This is a genomic window from Binatus sp. (SeqCode) (genome assembly GCF_049584895.1).
GTDB lineage: Bacteria > Desulfobacterota > Binatia > Binatales > Binataceae > Binatus.
Genome location: NZ_JBAUYR010000070.1, coordinates 1 through 18432 on the forward strand (window position 1 = coordinate 1; position 18432 = coordinate 18432).

At 60.7% G+C, this 18432-nt stretch carries 15 protein-coding genes and 1 tRNA gene; 12 read left to right on the top strand and 4 right to left on the bottom strand.

Features of this window, described 5'->3' with window-relative positions:
• Positions 1-42: 42 nt before the first annotated feature.
• The 11 genes from WB650_RS12750 (at position 43) to WB650_RS12800 (ending at position 12567) form a co-directional block, all read left to right on the top strand.
• A tRNA-Asp gene (locus tag WB650_RS12750) sits at positions 43-120 on the top strand.
• Positions 121-152: 32 nt separating this feature from the next.
• On the top strand, positions 153-593 hold the full coding sequence (gene rplM / locus WB650_RS12755; protein WP_422305226.1) for a 50S ribosomal protein L13: 441 nt from the start codon (positions 153-155) through the stop codon (positions 591-593).
• 16 nt (positions 594-609) lie between these two features.
• Positions 610-1008 carry a 30S ribosomal protein S9 gene (gene rpsI / locus WB650_RS12760; RefSeq protein ID WP_422292375.1) on the top strand — a complete coding sequence of 133 codons (399 nt, stop codon included), beginning with the start codon at positions 610-612 and terminating at the stop codon, positions 1006-1008.
• A 264-nt stretch (positions 1009-1272) separates the two neighbouring features.
• The gene (locus WB650_RS12765) at positions 1273-1962 is read left to right on the top strand and encodes a FecR family protein (RefSeq protein ID WP_422305222.1); all 690 of its coding nucleotides are present in this window, start codon (positions 1273-1275) and stop codon (positions 1960-1962) included.
• 24 nt (positions 1963-1986) lie between these two features.
• On the top strand, positions 1987-2754 hold the full coding sequence (locus tag WB650_RS12770) for a hypothetical protein (protein ID WP_422305224.1): 768 nt from the start codon (positions 1987-1989) through the stop codon (positions 2752-2754).
• Positions 2755-2969: 215 nt separating this feature from the next.
• Positions 2970-5189 carry a CHASE2 domain-containing protein gene (locus WB650_RS12775; RefSeq protein WP_423960717.1) on the top strand — a complete coding sequence of 740 codons (2220 nt, stop codon included), beginning with the start codon at positions 2970-2972 and terminating at the stop codon, positions 5187-5189.
• Between the two features lie 82 nt (positions 5190-5271).
• The gene (gene argC / locus WB650_RS12780; protein WP_422304174.1) at positions 5272-6327 is read left to right on the top strand and encodes an N-acetyl-gamma-glutamyl-phosphate reductase; all 1056 of its coding nucleotides are present in this window, start codon (positions 5272-5274) and stop codon (positions 6325-6327) included.
• A gap of 240 nt (positions 6328-6567) precedes the next feature.
• Entirely contained in the window at positions 6568-7095 is a 528-nt protein-coding gene (locus tag WB650_RS12785; protein ID WP_422304175.1) for an acyltransferase family protein, read from the top strand.
• A 617-nt stretch (positions 7096-7712) separates the two neighbouring features.
• Positions 7713-10940, top strand: coding sequence for an efflux RND transporter permease subunit (locus WB650_RS12790; protein ID WP_423960720.1), 3228 nt, complete (start codon positions 7713-7715; stop codon positions 10938-10940).
• A 9-nt stretch (positions 10941-10949) separates the two neighbouring features.
• A complete protein-coding gene (locus WB650_RS12795) occupies positions 10950-12092 on the top strand; it encodes an efflux RND transporter periplasmic adaptor subunit (RefSeq protein WP_422304044.1) in 1143 nt (380 codons plus the stop codon).
• Between the two features lie 154 nt (positions 12093-12246).
• Positions 12247-12567 (top strand): hypothetical protein, encoded by a 321-nt coding sequence (locus WB650_RS12800; protein WP_422304043.1) that lies wholly within the window; start codon positions 12247-12249, stop codon positions 12565-12567.
• A gap of 92 nt (positions 12568-12659) precedes the next feature.
• Here WB650_RS12800 and WB650_RS12805 read toward each other — a convergent pair whose 3' ends face one another.
• Positions 12660-13571, bottom strand: a complete 912-nt coding sequence (locus WB650_RS12805) for a MaoC/PaaZ C-terminal domain-containing protein (RefSeq protein ID WP_422304042.1) — start codon at positions 13569-13571, stop codon at positions 12660-12662.
• A gap of 287 nt (positions 13572-13858) precedes the next feature.
• Between WB650_RS12805 and WB650_RS12810 the strand changes: the two genes are divergently transcribed.
• Positions 13859-14296 (top strand): TA system VapC family ribonuclease toxin, encoded by a 438-nt coding sequence (locus WB650_RS12810; RefSeq protein WP_422304041.1) that lies wholly within the window; start codon positions 13859-13861, stop codon positions 14294-14296.
• Positions 14297-14302: 6 nt separating this feature from the next.
• On the opposite strand, the gene WB650_RS12815 is transcribed toward WB650_RS12810, so the two are convergent.
• From WB650_RS12815 to WB650_RS12825, 3 genes are read right to left on the bottom strand one after another with little or no spacing between them, the layout of a single operon-like run.
• Positions 14303-16699 (bottom strand): response regulator, encoded by a 2397-nt coding sequence (locus WB650_RS12815; protein ID WP_423960722.1) that lies wholly within the window; start codon positions 16697-16699, stop codon positions 14303-14305.
• Positions 16696-17151 (bottom strand): response regulator, encoded by a 456-nt coding sequence (locus tag WB650_RS12820; protein ID WP_422304039.1) that lies wholly within the window; start codon positions 17149-17151, stop codon positions 16696-16698. The genes WB650_RS12815 and WB650_RS12820 overlap by 4 nt, the downstream gene beginning before the upstream one ends.
• Positions 17148-18422: a sensor histidine kinase gene (locus WB650_RS12825; RefSeq protein WP_423960724.1), complete on the bottom strand. Its 1275-nt coding sequence runs from the start codon at positions 18420-18422 to the stop codon at positions 17148-17150. Before WB650_RS12825 ends, WB650_RS12820 begins: the two co-directional genes overlap by 4 nt.
• Between the last annotated feature and the right edge of the window lie 10 nt (positions 18423-18432).

An 18432-nucleotide genomic window follows, 5' to 3' on the forward strand; every position in this document is an offset into this window, starting at 1 on the left:
TTGCTACGGGGGCTGGAAAATGTCACAACAGATGGTTCGGGCGGGGTCGTAGTTCAGCCCGGTTAGAACGCCGGCCTGTCACGTCGGAAGTCGTGGGTTCAAATCCCATCGGCCCCGCCAAAATTGACTTTACCAGGTGTATTAATTTGAAACTGACCGAACAAACCCGCAGCATCTCCCGTGAGAGTGGACTGCGTGACCGCCAATGGGTCGTGATCGATGCGAGCGAGCGCGCCCTCGGACGCGTCGCGTCGCGCGCCGCCAACTTGCTCACCGGCAAGACCCGTCCCGATTACACTCCCAACCAGGATACCGGCGACTTTGTCGTTATCATCAATGCCGCCAAGGTTCGCCTGACGGGATCGAAAACCGTCGGCAAGGTGTACTACCGTCATACCGAATGGCCTGGCGGAATTCGCAAGACCTCGGCGGGCAAGATGCTCGAGGAGAAGCCCGAGCGCCTGCTCGAGATTGCGGTGAAAGGGATGCTGCCGAAGAATCGCCTCGGCCATCAGATTTTCAACAAGCTTAAAGTCTATCGCGGCGCCGAGCATCCGCATTCAGCGCAGAAGCCCAAAAGCGTGAACGTCTAAAGGTATCGATCTTTCCATGGCAGAAAAGAAAAACATCATCTGGACGACAGGGCGGCGCAAGACCTCGGTGGCGCGCGTCCGAATGTTTGCCGGCAGCGGCACTATCACGATCAACGAGCGCACGCTCGAGGACTACTTCCCCCGTCCAACCTCGCGGATGCGAATTCTGGAGCCCTTCGAGCTGACCGAGACCGTCGGGCAGTACGATGTGCTCGCAAGCGTCGAGGGCGGTGGAATCGCCGCACAGGCCGACGCGGTCCGCCTCGGAATTTCGCGAGCGCTGATCAGCGCAACCGAAACGCTGCGGCCCACGCTGCGCAAGGGTGGGATGCTGACGCGCGATCCGCGCGAGGTCGAGCGCAAGAAATACGGCCGTCACAAAGCCCGCAAGCGGCCGCAATACTCCAAGCGATAAAGAAAGATCTACTCCGCGGTGTGCAGCGCGGAACAAATTACAAGTCCCAAAAGGGGCGCGGGCGATGCTCGCGCCCTTTTAATTTGCGCTGCGATTACAGATGCTTAGCCGAGGCATTTGACAAATGATGATGCGGACAAATACAAGGTAGGCGCTACGTCAAAGGAGCGCCAATAGATGCGTCGAGACCGAATACACTATAGCGCCGGGGTGGCTGCGGGGTTGTTGCTCTTTAGCGCGCTGTTAATCGTATCTCGAACGGCGATGGCGCAAACGGTCGCTGGATCCTTCCAGTCCGTGAATGGCCAGGTGCAGATTCAACGGACCGGTGGCGCGACGATCGGGGCGGCGTCCGGCGTTGGCGTCAACGTCGGCGACCGGGTCATCACCGGCCCCAACGGCCACGCCGTCATCATACTGAACGATCAGAGCCGCCTCGAACTCGGACCCGCCAGCAGTATCACGCTCGATCAATTCACGATCACCGGCGGAGCCACCGCCACCCGCGTGAGCTTGTTTTCCGGCGTGATGCGATCGCTGGTGAATGCCGCATCGGGTGGCGCACCCGCCGACTACCAGGTGCATACCCCCAACGCGGTCGCAGCAGTTCGCGGGACCAAGTTCGACACCGCCTACAGCGAGAATGTAATTCGGCCCGGTTACCAGGGATGCGAGAAATATACTGACGTCTCCGTATATCAGGGGACCGTCAACTTGGCGCCCCTCGGGGCTCCCAATACGGGTGAGGATGTCCATGCGGGCTACGAGGCGACGCTGCCGTGCGACAAGCCTCCGACCGATGCGGGACCGTTGTCGATGACCGGCGCGGTGTCGCTCGAAAGTGCCAACGCGGGCGGCGCCAGTTTCGCGGGAGCCGCTCCGGGATCGAGCGCTGCGCCGGTTCCGGCATGTCCGGTGTGCGTGAACATGACGACGGTCGTGACGGGGCATTAGGGGCATAGAGGAGGTGGAAACGTGGTGAAGAATTTAATTTCCCGCGTTGGCGTGATTGTCGCGCTTATGCTGGCTCTGAGCGCCCTGGCGAGCGCGCCGCCTGCGCATGCGCAATGGTTCGAAGACACCTATCCCGGGTTCTATTCGCTTCAAACCCCTGGCCTGCTCCAGGCGACGCTATTCGGCGGCGGCTACGTCAGCGACAAATATGGCGTCCTGCAGGAAGGTGTGCAGGTCGAACAAAGCGTCACGCCTTACGTCGGAGTCTTTGGCCGCGCGACCGGCTACCAATTGTGGATTGGCAACGGCTTCGAGAGTCCGTTGGCGCCGGGCAGCGGCAGTTTTCCGCGCCTGAACTTCGGGCGCTTCCAGGGCGGCGTCGATTTTACGCTATGCACCGGTACTCATCTTTATGTCTCGGGCGGCCACGACGTCGCGGATAGCGACGCACCCATAATCGAGGGCGACTTCTCGAGTTGGCTCTTGCTGCACAGCACGCATCCGATCAACGGATCTTTCAGCTCGATTTACAATTGGCAAAACGGCGTCGAAAGCAGCGAAATCGATCTCGAGGCAATCCTGCTCTCGACCGAGAAATTTATGGTCCTCGGCGGCATCGGCGGCGCGATGTACTTCGGCGGATTTTTGAGCAACGCGCAGGGACAGGGTGGCCCCGATCTTGGCTTCTACTACCGGCCATGGCAGCTTGGGGTGACCGCGCAGGCCGGCTACGGCAACGCGCATCAGTACGGCCAGATCAGCATGTACAAGCAACTAAGCTGGTTCGAGTAGGGGGGACCTTTACCAGCGCGGCACACATTCTTACCTCTCCCCTCGGGAGAGGACGCGCCTCCAGCGCGGGTGAGGGCGCCGGCATTACGCTGAATGCATGCGCCCTCACCCGACGCTCGCGGACTCCCGTCGACCTCTTCCGAGTGGAGAGGTACAAATACGGTCCGATGGATTAGCCGTGGGACTCCCGGCGAGCTAAGCTCGAATCGCTAAAGATGGCGAGCGCACAATCGGCACGTGGCAGGTTCTCGTGGCGCACATTCCTGTTCGGAATCGTGCTGCTCGGTTTTCTGTTCGTCGCGCATGATCGGTTCCACGCCGCCTTCGAGCGGATGGATCTGATCGCGTACGATCTTCGAATCAACACGGGCGCTCCGCATCCGTCCTCAGGCGCGATCGCAATCGCCACCATCGACGACCGCAGTATCGCCCAGCTTGGGCAATGGCCGTGGCCGAGGATCGTGCTGGGCCAGCTGGTCAATGCGCTCAACGACTACAAGGTCAAGGTAATCGGGTTCGACGCTATTTTCAGCGAAGCCGACAAGGGCGACGTCTCGCGTTCAGACATAAGTCAGAAGCTCGCGGAGCTCGGCCTGACCGGGAACTCGATTCGCGACGTCCTTGGCCCCAGCAACGATGAGGCATTTGCCAAGGCGATGAAAGCGCAAGGCGAGACCGTGCTCGGCTACGCATTTCAGACGCACCATCTGAAGGGACACGTCGGCGCAGCGACCACCGCCGGGTTCGTCGACAAGATTCGAGCGCCGGGACCGCTAACCTACGGAATCATCCGGCGCGCGCCCGGCAACCCTCACGATTTGATCGAGGCGCGCGCGTATGAGCCGCCCACCGCGCTGCTCAACGACTCGGCCAAATCGATCGGATTCTTCGATATTGACGCGGACGTCGACGGCGAGATGCGCACCGAGATGACGGTCATCCATTTCGACGGCCAATTCTGCGTGCCGCTATTTCTCGCTGTCACCGACGCATTTGCCGGCGGCGCGCCGATGATGTTGGGCCTCGATCAGGACGGCGTGTCAGGCGTCGCAATCGCCGGTGTGCGTATACCGGTCGATGACGACGGAAGGATGCTGGTGAATTTCCGCCGGGGCGCCGATCCGTTCCCGTACTACTCGATCTCAGACATCATCAATCACAAAATCGCGCCCGAGAAACTCGCGGGAAAAATCGTGCTGGTAGGCGCGACTGCTCACGGCCTCGGTGATCGCGCCGTCACTCCCGTCAATCCCGACATGCCGCGCGTCGAGATCCACGCTAACGCGATCGACAACATGCTTCAGGGCGACTTCCTCCGCCGTCCGATCGAGGCCCAGGAAATATCGCTGGTCGCTACGCTCCTGATCGGTATCGCGATGGCGCTCGGCGTTGCGTGGCTCTCGGCAATGTCGTCCGCCATGCTGGGCGTGATCCTGCTGGTCGGCTACTACGCTTACGCGCAACACCGTCTGCTTCACCAGGGTCTGGTAGTCGGGATTGTCTTTCCGATGTTCGCCGCCTTTCTCCTTTATATGTTTCTGGCCGGCTATCGGTACATCACCGAAGGCCGCGAAAAGCGCTACTTGCGCAATGTCTTCGAGCATTACATGGACCCCGATGTCATCAGCGCGGTGCTCGACTCGCCCGAGGGCCTGAAGCTCGGCGGCGAAAAGCGTCATCTCGCGATCCTGTTCGCCGACATCGTGAGCTTCACCAAGCGCGCCGAGAAGACCGAGCCCGAGGAGCTGCTCGCGCTGCTGAACACCTATATGACCTCGATGATCGACGTGATTCTCAAGACCGGCGGTGTGGTGGACAAGTTGATGGGCGACGGAATCATGGCGTTCTGGGGTGCGCCCAACGACCTTGAAAATCCATCGCGCTCCGCACTTGATTGCGCGCTCAAGATGCTCGAGAACCTGCACGGACTGCAGAAGAACGATCCGCGGTTTGCGGACCTCGATATCGGCATCGGCATTTCGACCGGCGACGTCGTGGTCGGCAATCTCGGCGGCGAAAAGCGTTTCGATTATTCGGTCATCGGCGACACCGTCAATTTCTCTTCGAGGCTCGAGGGACTCACCCGCCATTTCAAAGTGCATCTGCTGGTGAGTCGTCAGACCTACAGCGAAGCGGGGGCAGGCTATATCGCGCGCGAGCTCGGGCTGGTGAAGGTCAAGGGAAAAGAGCTGTTCGTGCCAATCGTCCACGTCGCCGGACGCGACAACGACGGCGTCGATCCTTCGTTCTATCGCCACTTCGCCGATGCGCTCTCGATGATTCGCGCGGGCGACGTATTTTCCGCGCACCAGGAGCTGATACACCTCAGCGAGACCCAGCCGGATGATACCCCGGTGCGAATTTACCTCGATAAACTCGCCGCCGACCCCGACCATCCGCCGACCGAGATGGTCTTCGAGTTCGAGAGCAAGTAGCCGTTAACTGGCTCGGCTCGCGCAATCATGATAACTGAGTAGATTCTACCTCAACTCGCAAAGGAGCATCGAAATCCCGCAAGTGGCTACGCACGACAAGGTCAAGGTGGCTGTGGTTGGCGCCTCCGGGTACTCGGGTATCGAGGCGGTTCGCATTCTCTCGAGCCATCCGTTCGTCGAGCTGAGCGTGCTCACCTCCGAGCACTACGCTGGGCGCGAAGTCGCCGACGTTTATCGTCACATGGCCGGCATCGACTTGCCGCCGTTCGAGGAATTGCGTCCCGACCTGGTGCAGGGCCGCGCAGAGGTCGCCATCTCATGCTTGCCGGAGACGGTCGGCACCGCGCACACCGCCGAACTGATCAAAGCGGGCGTCAAGGTAGTTGATCTGTCGGCGGACTATCGCTTCAAGGATGCGGCACAGTTCCGCACGACTTACGGTATCGAGCATCCCGCGCCGCAACTTCTCAAGGAAGCGGTGTATGGGCTCAGCGAATTTCATCGCCACGAGCTTCGCGAGGCGCGCCTCGTCGCAACCCCCGGATGCTTCCCGACCGGCGCGCTGCTCGCGCTGCTGCCGCTCATCAGGCGCGACCTGATCGAGCCGTCATCGATAATTATCGACGCGAAGTCGGGCACCACCGGTGCGCGCCGCGCTGCCTCGATCGAGCAGCTGTTCGCTGAGGTCAACGAGAATTTCCGTGCGTACAAGGTCGGTAACCATCGGCACGTCCCCGAGATGGAGCAGGAAATCTCCGCCGCGCTCGGCCGCGACATTGCGTTGCTGTTCGTGCCGCATCTGCTGCCGATCACGCGCGGCCTGCTGAGCTCGATTTTCATGCGCCCGCGCGCTGGCACCACCGAGAGCGACGTTCACGCCGCCTTCGAGGCCAGCTTCGCCAAGTCCCGCTTCGTGCGAATCCTCAAGCCGGGCGAACTACCCGAACTGCGCAACGTACGCGCGACGAACTACTGCGAACTGGCGTTCATACTCGATCGCCGCAGCCAAACGCTGCTCGTAATAACCGCGATCGACAACCTCGGCAAAGGCGCCGCGGGCCAAGCCGTCCAGAACATGAACCTGATGCTAGGCTACGACGAAGCCGCCGGCCTCCTGCACGCCGCCCCCGTCCCTTAAACCTCGCGACCGTTCTCCTTCCTTCCGGTACCTCGCCCGTTCCTTCGCGGGAGAGGAGGCCGGCCGCAACGCGACCGGTGGGGAAGGGTTCTGGGTGCATGCAACGCACTCTTAATTCGTAAGCTTGACGTGTGTTGGTCCGGTCGGGCAGTCACCGAACGCTTCTGGCCGTTCAGTCAGAAGCCGTGTAGTCGATCGCGTACGAAGCTCGAGTTGCCTTTGCGCTGAAGACTCGACCATATGAACAGCCCGGAAACGAAAAACATCAGCGACATGAAGAAGCCCGTCTACTTTCTTGCGGGAATCGGCGTCGGTGCTTACGGCATCGACCGCGGTCTGCTCGCACCCGACGGAATCCTCGCGCGCCACTGGATGCGGTGGACCATCGCGATGCTCGTCGTATTCGCGGTGAGCGTGGTGTTCATGCTGGTCGTGATTTCAAAGGGCGCCTCGATGTCGCCGGTCGTTTTGAACATCGTCGGCGGCGCGATGTTCGCGCTCACTTGCGGCGCGATATCGTTCTCGTTCATGGCGCTGTTCGTGCGCTTCGCCACACGCCGCCGTTGGCTCTGGGACAGCCTGAGCGACAACGAATACGGGATGTACCTGATTCACTATATGTTCGTGTCATGGCTGCAGCTCGCGATCCTCAGCGCGCCGCTTCCAGCCGTCACAAAGGGACTGCTCGTATTCGCAGGCGTGCTGCTGCTGAGCTGGAGCGCCAGTGCGACCATCCGCCGCATCCCGGCCGTCGCGCGAATTGTCTGACTGTCGGCACGGTTGCCAACAATCGCGCGAACCAGATCCGCAGGGCTCGTTTTGTGTGGCGAGGGCGGCTCATTTTGTTTGTCTTAAACGCGACCGTTATTGTAGATTTTCAGGCGTTACGAAATTTTTATTCAAAATGTAGGTTGCGCTAATGCGAATCTTCCCACTCTCGCCTGATCCCGATTCTCCGAACGGGGACTTGGAAATGCGCGCGTGCCGGGTCCTCCGACACCATATGATTTTATCCGCGCGTCCAGGCGGCATCATCAATGATTGCCCCGTCGTACTCGTCGCTCAGTCAGACGCGACACAAGCCGTTTCTGTACTTAAAAAATCCGGAATTGAATCCTTCACCGACATGAACTAGAAAGCCGTCCGCTCCTGTCCATCATAAAGAGCTTCGCCCAGTTTCCGCTCGCTGAAAGCGACCGGCGAACGTGCGACCTCGAATGCGCCGGCGCCGCGCACCTCGATACAACTGACTCTCCGCGATCCTCCGTTCAGCGTTTCAATCTTGCCTTGGGCGACAACCTCCAATAATTTGAAAAATGTACTCGCTGCTTATGTGTAACCTTCGGCCCTTCTTTAACAGTTAACTACGGTTTTCGCCGCACCTTATGTGGATTGTTCGCCTCGCGCTCCGCCGGCCACTTTCGGTCGCCGTGATGGCGCTCCTGATGCTCGTGCTCGGCGTTCTCTCGTTCAACCTCATGAACGTCGACATCTTCCCGTCGATCGATCTGCCGGTCGTGCTGGTGGTCTGGAATTACCCGGGCCTGTCCGCGTTCGACGTCGAGCGGCGCATGGTCTTCATCTCTGAGCGCGCGTACTCGACCACCGTCAACGGCATCGAGCATATCGAATCCGAATCGATCAACGGCATCGGCATCCTCAAGGTGTATTTCCAACCAGGCAGCGACATCGGCGCCGCGATCGCGCAGATAAATGCGGTGTCCGAGACGATCCTGAGTAACCTGCCGCGCGGCATCGAACCGCCGCAGATCATTTCGTACAACGCCAGCAACGTTCCGGTCGCGCAGCTCAACATTTACAGCGACGTTCTCTCGACCTCCAAGCTTTTCGACTACGGCCTCAATTTCATCCGCATCCAGCTCTTCACCATTCCCGGTTTTTCATCGCCCGCTCCGCTGGGCGGCGTCAGCCGCGCGGTAATAGCCAACCTCGATCCGACCGCGCTCTACGCCAACGGGATCTCCGCCTACGACGTCGGCAACGCTCTCGGCGCCACCAACGTCGTCATCCCGTCCGGTACCGCCAAGATGGGCAATTACGAATACAACGTCGACATGAACATGTCGGTGAACAAGGTCCCCGACTTCAACCGGTTGCCGATCAAGTACCTGAACGGCGCGCCGGTTTTCCTCGGCGACGTTGCTCCCGTCACCGACACCCATCAGCCCCAGACCAACGTGGTGCGCTTCAACGGACAGCAGGCCACCTACCTGCTCGTGGTCAAACACGCCGACGCTTCGACTCTGACGGTGGTCGATGACGTCAAAGCGAAGCTGCCCGACATCCGCGCGACGGCGCCCAAAGGCCTCAACGTGGCGCTCACCTTCGACCAATCGCAATTCGTGCGCGCCGCGTTGCGTGACGTGGTGCAGGAGGCCGTCACGGCGGCGTTCCTGGTCGCAGTCATGGTGCTGCTGTTCCTTGGATCGCCGCGCAGCATGCTGATCGTCATCACCTCGATTCCACTGTCGATTCTGACCGCCATCATCGGCCTCAAGCTCAGCGGCCAGACCATCAACACGATGACGCTGGGCGGGATCGCGCTCGCGGTCGGGATGCTGGTCGACGACGCCACCGTCGAAGTCGAAAACATCCATCGCAATCACGCGATGCACAAACCGTTGCTGGTCGCGATTCTCGACGGCGCATCGCAGATCGCAACCCCGACTTTTGTCGGCACGCTCTCGATTTGCATCGTCTTTTTTCCGGTCGTGCTGCTGACTGGAGTTGCGAAATTTCTGTTCACCCCGCTCGCGCTGGCCGTCGTCTTCTCGATGCTCACCTCGTACCTTCTGTCGCGCACCCTGGTCCCTTCGATGGCGCGTCATCTTCTCTCCGACACCCACGAGGAGAACCTCGGCAGCGGCAGATGGGGGAAGATAGTGCGCGGCTTCGATGCGCGTTTCGAGAAGGTCAAGGAGCGGTATCGATACGGGCTCGCCAAGTTCATCGCACGCCGGAATTTCTCACTGGTGTTTGTCGCCATCATCATCCTGTCTTCGGCAGCGATGCTGCTGGTGGTCGGCGAGGATTTCTTTCCCACCATCGACGCCGGCATGATGAGTTTGCACGTGCGGATGCCGACCGGGACCCGCGTCGAACACACCGAGTACGTGCTCGACCAGATTGAACGCGCGATTCGCACCGTGGTGCCTGCCGACGAGCTGCTGGGCATCAGCGACAACATCGGGTTGCCGCTGTCCTACGACTTGGCGTTTTATCAGACCGATTCGATCGGTCCGCAGGATGCCGACGTGCTCATCCAGTTGCAGCCCAAGCATAAGCCGACCGCCGGTTATCAGCAGAAGGTTCGCGAGCTGCTCGCGACTCGATTTCCGAACGTCACCGTGTACTTTCAGGCTGCCGACATCGTCAGCCAGGTGCTCAATTTCGGCTTGCCCGCGGCCATCGACGCGCAGATCAACGGCAACGACCTGCAGGCCGACTACGACATCGCGCTGCGCCTCGAGGATCGCATGCGGCGGATTCCTGGCGTCAGCGATCTACGGATTGCCGAGCCCCAGGATTATCCGACCTTGTATGTCAACGTCGATCGCGACAAGGCGCTCCAACTCGGCATCACCCAGACCCAGGTCACCTCGAGCGTGCTCGCGACGCTCTCCGGCGCTTCGCTGTTGCAGCCCAACTTCTGGCTCGATCCAAAAAACGGCGTCAACTATAGCGTCATCGCGCAGTCGCCGCAGCACCTGATCGATTCCGTCGCCGCGCTGTCGAACATTCCACTGAGCACTCCCGGGTCGTCCGCCGGAATCAACGGACTACCCTCGTCGACCACCAACGTCGACGGCACCACGACAGCCCAGGCCCAGTTGCTCGGTAACCTCGGCACCATCAGTCACCGATGGGATCCCGCGGTCGTCGCTCATTATACGGTCCAGCGCGTGATCGACGTCGATTGCGCCGTCCATGGCCGCGACCTCGGCGGCGTCGCCTCGGCCGTACAGCGCGAGATCAATCACCTCGGCAAATTGCCCGCCGGAACCCACGTCGTCATCCGCGGCCAGAGCCAGGCGATGCGCGAATCGTTCCGTACCCTTGGCGAGGGCATCATTCTCGCCATCGTCCTCGTGTACCTGCTGATGGTTGCGAACTTTCAATCGTGGCTCGAGCCTTTCATCATCATCATGGCGGTGCCGGGCGCGCTGGCGGGCGTGCTCTGGATGCTCGCGATCACAGGCACGACTATCAACGTCGAATCGCTGATGGGCGCGATCATGGCGGTCGGCGTCGCCGTCGCCAACGGCAACCTGCTGATCGTTTTCGCCAACGAGCTGCGCGAGGAAGGTTACAGTCCACTCGCCGCCGCAATCGAGGCCGGCCGCATCCGCTTCCGTCCGATCATCATGACCGCGCTGGCGATGATTCTCGGGATGCTCCCGATGGCGCTTTCGCTCGGTTCCGGTTCCGAGCAGAATGCGCCGCTCGGACGCGCCGTCATTGGCGGACTGTTAGCTGCTACAATGATGACATTGTTCGTGGTGCCGACCGTCTATTCGATCTTCGGCCGCGACGTGATCGGCAAAAAGCAACGTGACCGCGAGATCGAGGAAGTCACGCTGCCGGGTGCTTAGTAATAATCTATGCCTGAGCAAGAAGACGATCCGAAAAATTTTAGCGTGCCCGCACCCGGCGGATTTTTCTTTGCCGGATGGATCATCGCCATCATCATCGCGCTGGTCGCGACTGCGGGCCTGGTGCTTGCCCGCGAGCTATGGCTAGGCCGTCAGACCTCGGAACTCGCGCAGCAGCAGGCACCCGGCCCGCACGTGCTCGTCTCCGACGTTCTGAAAGCTCCGACCACGAGCGATCTTAAGTTGCCTGCCACCATTCAAGGCTTCGATCAGACCGACGTTTATGCCAAAGTCCCCGGCTACCTGAAGACCATCAAGGTCGACAAGGGCGACCGCATCCACACCGGCGAATTGCTCGCGGTTCTGACCTCGCCCGAGCTCGATCAGCAGACCGCCAACGCCCGCGCCAACTACAACATCGCCCTCATCACCGATAAGCGTAATCAGATCCTGGTACGCAACCAGGTCATTCCGCAGCAGACTGCCGATGAGTCTCACGCCACCATGCTACAAGCGCGCGCGACGCTCCAGCAGGACATCGCCTACCAGGCCTATGAGACGATCACCGCGCCCTTCGACGGCATCGTAACCGCGCGTTATATCGATCCCGGCCACCTCGTGCCGGCCACCACCACCCCCGGCACTCCCGGCTCCGGCGCGATCATCACGGTCTCCCGGATGGCGCCGCTGCGCGTGTTCACCTACGCGCCGCAGAACGTCGCGCCATTCATCAGGGACGGCGACGCGGCCACAATCACGGCGAGGGGCTATACCCAGAAATTTACCGGTACCATAACGCGTCATCCCGAAGCGCTATCGCCCGACACGCGCACGATGCTGATAGAAGTAGACCTACCCAACGAAGACGAAGTCCTATACCCCGGCATGTACGCGACCGCTGAATTCACAATAAAGATGGGGACAGGATCTCCTATGGTCCCCGATGACGCTCTCGTGTTCCGCGACGGCAAGGTCTACGTTCCCGTCGTCCGCAAGAATCAGTTACACCTTTCCGAAGTAACGCTGGGCTACGACAACGGCCAGACAGTGGAAGTCCTATCCGGCATAAACCCGACAGACAAGGTAGCCGTCAACGTAGGCCAGGCCGCCCGCGACGGCGAGAACGTCCAACCAGTAGAAAACTCCAAGTAGTATTTCTTCCCGCGATTGTTCCTCTCGCATCTGGGTAGGCGATCGATTCCACTCTTTTAATTTTGTTCGTGATCTGCTCTGCTGGCGCGAAGCTCGCGCCGCAAGTTGTGGGCGCAAACCTAATCTTCAGAAACCTCGGAGGAAGCAAATCTACATGCGGTATCTACGGACGATTGTCGCCTCTGGCCTGATCCTCGTCGCCACGGGATGCTCGAAATCGAATCCTCTTCTCGGCAAATGGAAGTTAGCTCCGAACCAGGGCAACGAATGCTTTCAGCTCGGCGCGATCGAGTTCGGCGACAAACTTATGACGATGGCTACGCCGCTTGCTCCTATATCGATGCCCGTGACCTATTCCCGAGACGGGGACAAGTACATAGTCACCGCGTCGAGTGGTCAAGCGTTTGAATTTCAGACCGAGAGCGGCGGCATCAAGTCCGTCTCGCCGGAATGCCACATGGTCCCAAACAACTAGACGCAGTAGCCCGCGTCCGCATCTGGTTCCCCTTCCCACTATCGAGGGAAGGGGGTTAGAGAGTTTGGGGGGTAGATTTCTCTGAAGCAGCGCTACGCGCTTAGCGCGACGATGCCGTCGCGAATCGCAAGCCGGCCCTCTCCGCTTAGCACTTCGAAGAAAACGACCGCGCCCTCGCGCGCGAGTACACGTACAGTCAGCCTCGACGGCATCATTACCATCGCGCCGAAACGCCCCGCGATTCTTTCTACTCGCGCAGGATCCTTGCCTGCTTCGCTCTCGACTATTCGTGATACTGCGAGCGCTAGCGTTCCGGTACCGTGCAGGATGATCTCAGGCAACCCGGCTGCGCGCGCGACCGACGCATCGGTGTGTATCGGATTAAAAATTCGCGCGCACTCGGTGTATATGTGCGCCGTGCCGGCCGGCACGTCGACCTGGCATTCTGAAAGCGGCTCGCCTTCTTCGACGATCGGAGGCATCGGCGAGGGCGCAAGCTTCGGCGGAAAATCAGGCCCTCTGACTTCGGCGCCGCGATAAATCGCGCCATACCAGCTCGTGCAAACCGGCTTCCCTGCCTCATCGACGGTGTCGAGCCGCGTGACCATGTACGCGCCCGGCTTGCGTCGCTCGACGCCCGCGACCGTAATCTGAGTAGTCAGCCGTTCGGGCGGGCGAATCGGGCGATGCAGAACAGTGTCATGCGTCGCGTGCACGCCGCGCATGGCCTCGTCGCGCGTGAGCGAGGTGGATTTTTCGAACTGCGCGCGCATCGCGACCTGCACCGGCCACTCGAAGCATACCGGGAACATCGGATGCGCAATCACTCCGCGAATGGTGTCCATGTAGCACGGCATCGCATCGCCGAGCGCGGCCGCGTACGCCATCGTCCAGCGCGCATCGATCTCGCTGACCATTGGCGCTCCGGCGCTTCCGACGATTGAAGATTCGAGCGGCATCACAGCTACTTCTACCCGCGACGCCTCGCCACGTCCATCGGGCATACGGCGTTGACATCTGATGATTGATGCGTGATGATTAAACTGTAATGCGCACCACGCTTGATATAGATGAGGACGTTCTCGAGTGTGCCAAGGAGCTCGCAGCAAGGCGGCGCACTACGGCGGGGCGTATTTTATCTGAGCTAGCCCGCAGCGCGCTGGCACCTCGTGATCGCTCCGCGCGCAAACGCAACGGAGTGCCGCTCCTGCCCAAGCAACAAGGGGCCCGGCTCGTCACGCCGGAAATTGTCAACCGGCTCCGCGACGAACCTTAGTCAGCGAGACGGTGCGTGATAGCGCTGCTTGACGTAAACGTCCTGGTGGCATTGTTTGACCCAGCCCACTTGCATCACGAAGCAGCTCACTTGTGGTTCGGTCGCAATCGCAGCCGCCGATGGGCGACTTGTCCGCTCACGGAAAACGCGCTGGTCCGCATATTATCCAATGCGTCCTATCCAGGCCGGCGCACCACGGTCGAGGACGCCGCCGCCCGTTTGCGAGTTTTCTGTGAGGATCGGCTGCATGTCTTCTGGGCCGATTCGGTGAGCATTCGCGATACTGGTGGGTTCCGATGGAATCACGTTCAGGGCCATCGCCAGCTTACCGACGTTTACCTGCTCGCGCTTTCGGTATCGAACGAGGGCCGACTGGCCACTTTCGATTCGACTATCTCTCTTCGAGCGGTCCACGGCGCAGCGCCCGACAATCTCGAGCTCCTCGCAGCGTGATTGTATCTACTGCTGCCGAGTGGCTATGTGATCGTGCTCGCCGGTCACCCAGGTGTCGAGCATTTCTGCGAGCACCTGCAGCTTTATGGGCTTGCTCAAATAGTCGTCCATCCCGGCGTCGAGGCATCGGGCGCGATCGTCTGCCGTCGCATGTGCAGTGAGAGCGATCACGACGGTGTGGCGAGCGCTTCCTTCGCGCCGCCTGAGCTCGGCGACCGCTTCGTAACCGTCCATCTCGGGCATCTCGCAATCCATCAGGACAAGATCGCAGGAGCCCTGCGCGACGATCGCCAATCCTTGTCGCGCGCTGTCGACAACCTCGACTGCGTAACCCAGGGCGGAAAGCTGCTTTGCCCCAATGGTTCGATTCACGAGATTGTCGTCCACCAGCAGCACCCGTACCGCCTTGCGCCATTGTGGCTGTTCATCGGGACCCGGGTTGCGCGGGGCGGCGGCGACGGTCTCGATACGGGCGCAATCGCCATCCCCAAACAGCTCCAGCAGACAGCTGAAGAGGTTCGACGGACGCAACGGCTTGGTAATCGACGCATCCACAGCGTCGCTCGCACTTCTTCCGCCGGTCTCCGCGCTGAACATGATCACCTTGCCATGTTTCGCGCCGCATTGATCCTTGATTGCGCGCGCCAGTCTGAGCGCGCCCATGTCGGGCGTTTGCTCGTCGATCAACGCGACGATCCGCTTTGCGTGACCAGCAGATTCCAGTTTTAGTATCTCCAGCGCTTCGGCGCCGCTGCCGACCGCCACGTTCTCAGATCCCCACGACGACAGGTATCCGCAGATGACCTCGCGCGTGGCTGGACTGTCGGTGATGACGATCGCCCGAATTCCGTTGAAGCATGAGACGGCCGTCGGCGCCATCCATGGACGAATAATCTCGGTTCCCTTTTCGATTCGTGCGGTAAAATGAAAGTTCGACCCTTGTCGGGGCTCGCTTTCGAATCCAATCTCGCCGCCCATTTGTTCGACCAGTTTCGCCGCGATCACAAGGCCGAGTCCGGTGCCACCGAAGCGACGGTTGGTCGATGCCTCGGCCTGGACAAACGGCTGGAACAGTCGCCCCTGCATCTCGTACGGAATCCCGATTCCCGTGTCGACGACCTCAAACCGAACGATCACGTCATCGGCCGTGCCTTCGACCAGCTTTGCGCGTATGATCACGTCGCCTTTCTCTGTGAACTTGATCGCATTGGCCACCAGGTTGTTCAGCACCTGGCGCAGCCTGCTCGGGTCGCCTTTCAGGCCGGTCGGCAAGTTTACGTCCACCTGCAGGGCAAGCTCGATACCCTTGGCGCGAGCGGCCAACGCAAAAGTGTCGATCAGGTTCTCCGTCAGATCGACCAGATCGAAGTCGAGCTTTTCCAGCACCACCCGGCCGGCCGCTAGCTTCGAGAAGTCGAGGATGTCGTTGACCACGGTCAGCAGCAGCTCGCCGCTCGATCGAATAATCTCGGTCAGGCGGCGCTGCTCGTGGGTCAACTCGGAATGCGACAGCAGCTCGCCCGTCCCGATGATTCCGACCAGCGGCGTCCGAATCTCGTGGCTCATGTTGGCCAGGAATTCCGAGCGCAGACGCGCCGTCTCGAGTGCAAGATCGCGCACTCGATCGCGCGCGCGATTGCTTTCTGCTTCGGCGAGCTTGCGGCTGGTGACGTCCACCAGGACTCCCTCGTACTGAACGATCTTACCGGCGGGATCATAGACTGCGCGCGCACTTTCTTCGCACCAGGTGACGCTGCCGTCGGGCCGGCGTACCTCGATCTCAAAGTTCTGGACGATGCCGTCACTTGCGATGATAGCTGCGGCCCGGTCATGCTCCTCCGGCCGCAACCACAGGTCCCTGATCCTGGTTTGCTTGAGACTGTCGGCATCGCTGAAACCCAGCATCTCGATCAACGCCGGATTGGCCTCGAGAATCTTGCCTTCGGGCGAGACCCTGAACAGACCCACCGGCACGCGATCGACCAGGCTCCGATAGCGCGCCTCCGCGCGGTTGCGCTCGACTCGCACTTCAGAGTCGCGCAGCTCGCGCTCGACGGCGAGCGGCAGCCGCGCCAGGTTGCTCTTCAATATGTAATCGTCCGCGCCGCGCTTCATCGCCTCCACGGCCGCATCCTCGCCCACCGTCCCCGAGACCAGGATGAACGGAAGATCGAGGCCCGATTCGCGCAACATCTTCAATGCAGCCAGGCCATTGAAGCGCGGCATCGAGTAGTCCGAGATGACCAGGTCCCAGGTTCCTTCGGCCAGCGCCTTGCGCATCGTCTCCGGCGTCTGCACGCGCTGGAAGGTCAGGTCAATTCCGGCGCGCCGCAGAGCCCGTATCGAGAGCTCGGCATCGTCGGGTGAGTCCTCGACGATCAGGACGCGCCGCGGTTCGCTCATTTACCGCTCCAGCGTGGGCTGACCGGCTCCTCGTTGATGACCAGCCAGTACAGGCCCAGTTGCCGAACCGCTTCGACAAACTGCTGAAAATCGACCGGCTTGCGCACATAGCTGTTGGCGCCCAGGTTGTAGCCGTTGGCAATGTCCTGCTGTTCCTTGGAGGAGGTGAGGATAACCACCGGCAGCAGCCTGGTCCGGTTGTCCGCGCGCAGCTCGCGCAAGACCTCGAAGCCGTCCAATTTGGGCAACTTTAAATCGAGCAGGATCACCGCCGGCTGCGTCCCCGTATCCCGGCCCGCATGCGCGCCGCGGGCAAAGAGGTAGTCGAGTGCCTCGACCCCGTCGCGCGCGACCACGATTTTATTGGTGATATTGTTCTTTTGAAGCGCGCGCATCGTCAGCGCTTCATCGTCGGCGTTGTCTTCGACCAACAGGATCACCGGTTCTTTCATTGCACCCCCCCTTGGTTGTCTTCGAGCGTAAACGAGAAGGTCGCGCCCTTATCTTCCGCGCCTTCAGCCGCAACCCGTCCGCCGTGGCGATGAATGATTCGCTGCACGGTCGCGAGTCCGACGCCGGTGCCGGGGAATTCCGCCGCAGCATGAAGCCGTTGAAATGCGCCGAACAGCTTTTCGCCGTAGGTCATATCGAAGCCCGCCCCATTGTCGCGCACGAGATACACCGGATGTCCGTCCTGCTGCGCTGATGCGAACTCAATCCGCGCGCCCTCGCGCTTGCTGGTGAACTTCCACGCGTTGCCGAGCAGATTTTCAAGCACCGAGCGGAGCAGAATCGGATCGCCGGACCCGACGACATCCTCCTGCACGACGCACTCGACCTGTCGATTCGGATCAGCCTTGCGGCATTCGGCCAGGACGACATTGGCCATTTCGCTGAGGTCCACCTGTTCGGTGTGCATTTCGCTGCGCGTCACGTACGCCAGTTTGATCAGGTCGTCGATCAGTTGAGCCATGCGCCGAGTGGCCGCCCGAATTCGAGCAAGGTAGCTGACACCTTGTTCGTCAAGTTTGTCGGCGTAATCTTCCATCAGCGCCGAACTGAAGCCGTCGATACTGCGCAGCGGGGCGCGAAGGTCGTGCGAGACCGAATAAGAGAACGCCTCCAGCTCCTTGTTGACGACTTCGAGCTGGGTGGCGTGTCGCCGCTCGGATTGATTGAACGCACGGGCAGTTTCCTCGGCCTTCTTGCGCTCTGTTATATCCCGCGTCACCTTGCTGAAGCCGCGAAGGTCACCGTCGGTGCCGTACATGGCGGTGATGATCACGTCGGCCCAGAAGAGGGAACCGTCCTTGCGCACTCGCCAGCCTTCTATCTCGCAGCGACCCTCTTTGCGGGCTGTCGTGAGCTCGCTGGCGGGTCGGTCGGCCTGCACATCCGCAGGCGTATAGAAGCAGGAGAAATGCTGCCCGATGATCTCGGCGGCGGTGTAACCCTTGATTCGTTGCGCCCCCTCGTTCCAGCTGACGATCCGCCCCTGCGGATCGAGCATCAGGATGGCGTAATCCTTGACCCCCTGAACTATCAGTCGAAAGCGTTCTTCGCTCAGCAACATTTTCTCTTCGGCCAGTTTTCGATCGGTGACGTCGCGGATGGCGCTGGATACTAGGGTGCCGTCCTCGGTTTCGAGCGGGCTCAGGCTGATCTCGATTGGAAACTCGGTACCGTCCTTGCGCAGTCCGTAGAGTTCTAGCCCGGAACCCATCGAGCGCACT

Excerpts from the sequence above, each read along its gene's own strand:
- rpsI (WP_422292375.1), top strand. The coding sequence starts at position 610 with ATGGCAGAAAAGAAAAACATCATCTGGACGACAGGGCGGCGCAAGACC.
- WB650_RS12765 (WP_422305222.1), top strand. The coding sequence starts at position 1,273 with ATGGCGCAAACGGTCGCTGGATCCTTCCAGTCCGTGAATGGCCAGGTG.
- WB650_RS12775 (WP_423960717.1), top strand. The coding sequence starts at position 2,970 with ATGGCGAGCGCACAATCGGCACGTGGCAGGTTCTCGTGGCGCACATTC.
- WB650_RS12785 (WP_422304175.1), top strand. The coding sequence starts at position 6,568 with ATGAACAGCCCGGAAACGAAAAACATCAGCGACATGAAGAAGCCCGTC.
- WB650_RS12790 (WP_423960720.1), top strand. The coding sequence starts at position 7,713 with ATGTGGATTGTTCGCCTCGCGCTCCGCCGGCCACTTTCGGTCGCCGTG.
- WB650_RS12795 (WP_422304044.1), top strand. The coding sequence starts at position 10,950 with ATGCCTGAGCAAGAAGACGATCCGAAAAATTTTAGCGTGCCCGCACCC.
- WB650_RS12800 (WP_422304043.1), top strand. The coding sequence starts at position 12,247 with ATGCGGTATCTACGGACGATTGTCGCCTCTGGCCTGATCCTCGTCGCC.
- WB650_RS12805 (WP_422304042.1), bottom strand. The coding sequence starts at position 13,571 with ATGCCCGATGGACGTGGCGAGGCGTCGCGGGTAGAAGTAGCTGTGATG.
- WB650_RS12815 (WP_423960722.1), bottom strand. The coding sequence starts at position 16,699 with ATGAGCGAACCGCGGCGCGTCCTGATCGTCGAGGACTCACCCGACGAT.
- WB650_RS12820 (WP_422304039.1), bottom strand. The coding sequence starts at position 17,151 with ATGAAAGAACCGGTGATCCTGTTGGTCGAAGACAACGCCGACGATGAA.
- WB650_RS12825 (WP_423960724.1), bottom strand. The coding sequence starts at position 18,422 with ATGGGTTCCGGGCTAGAACTCTACGGACTGCGCAAGGACGGTACCGAG.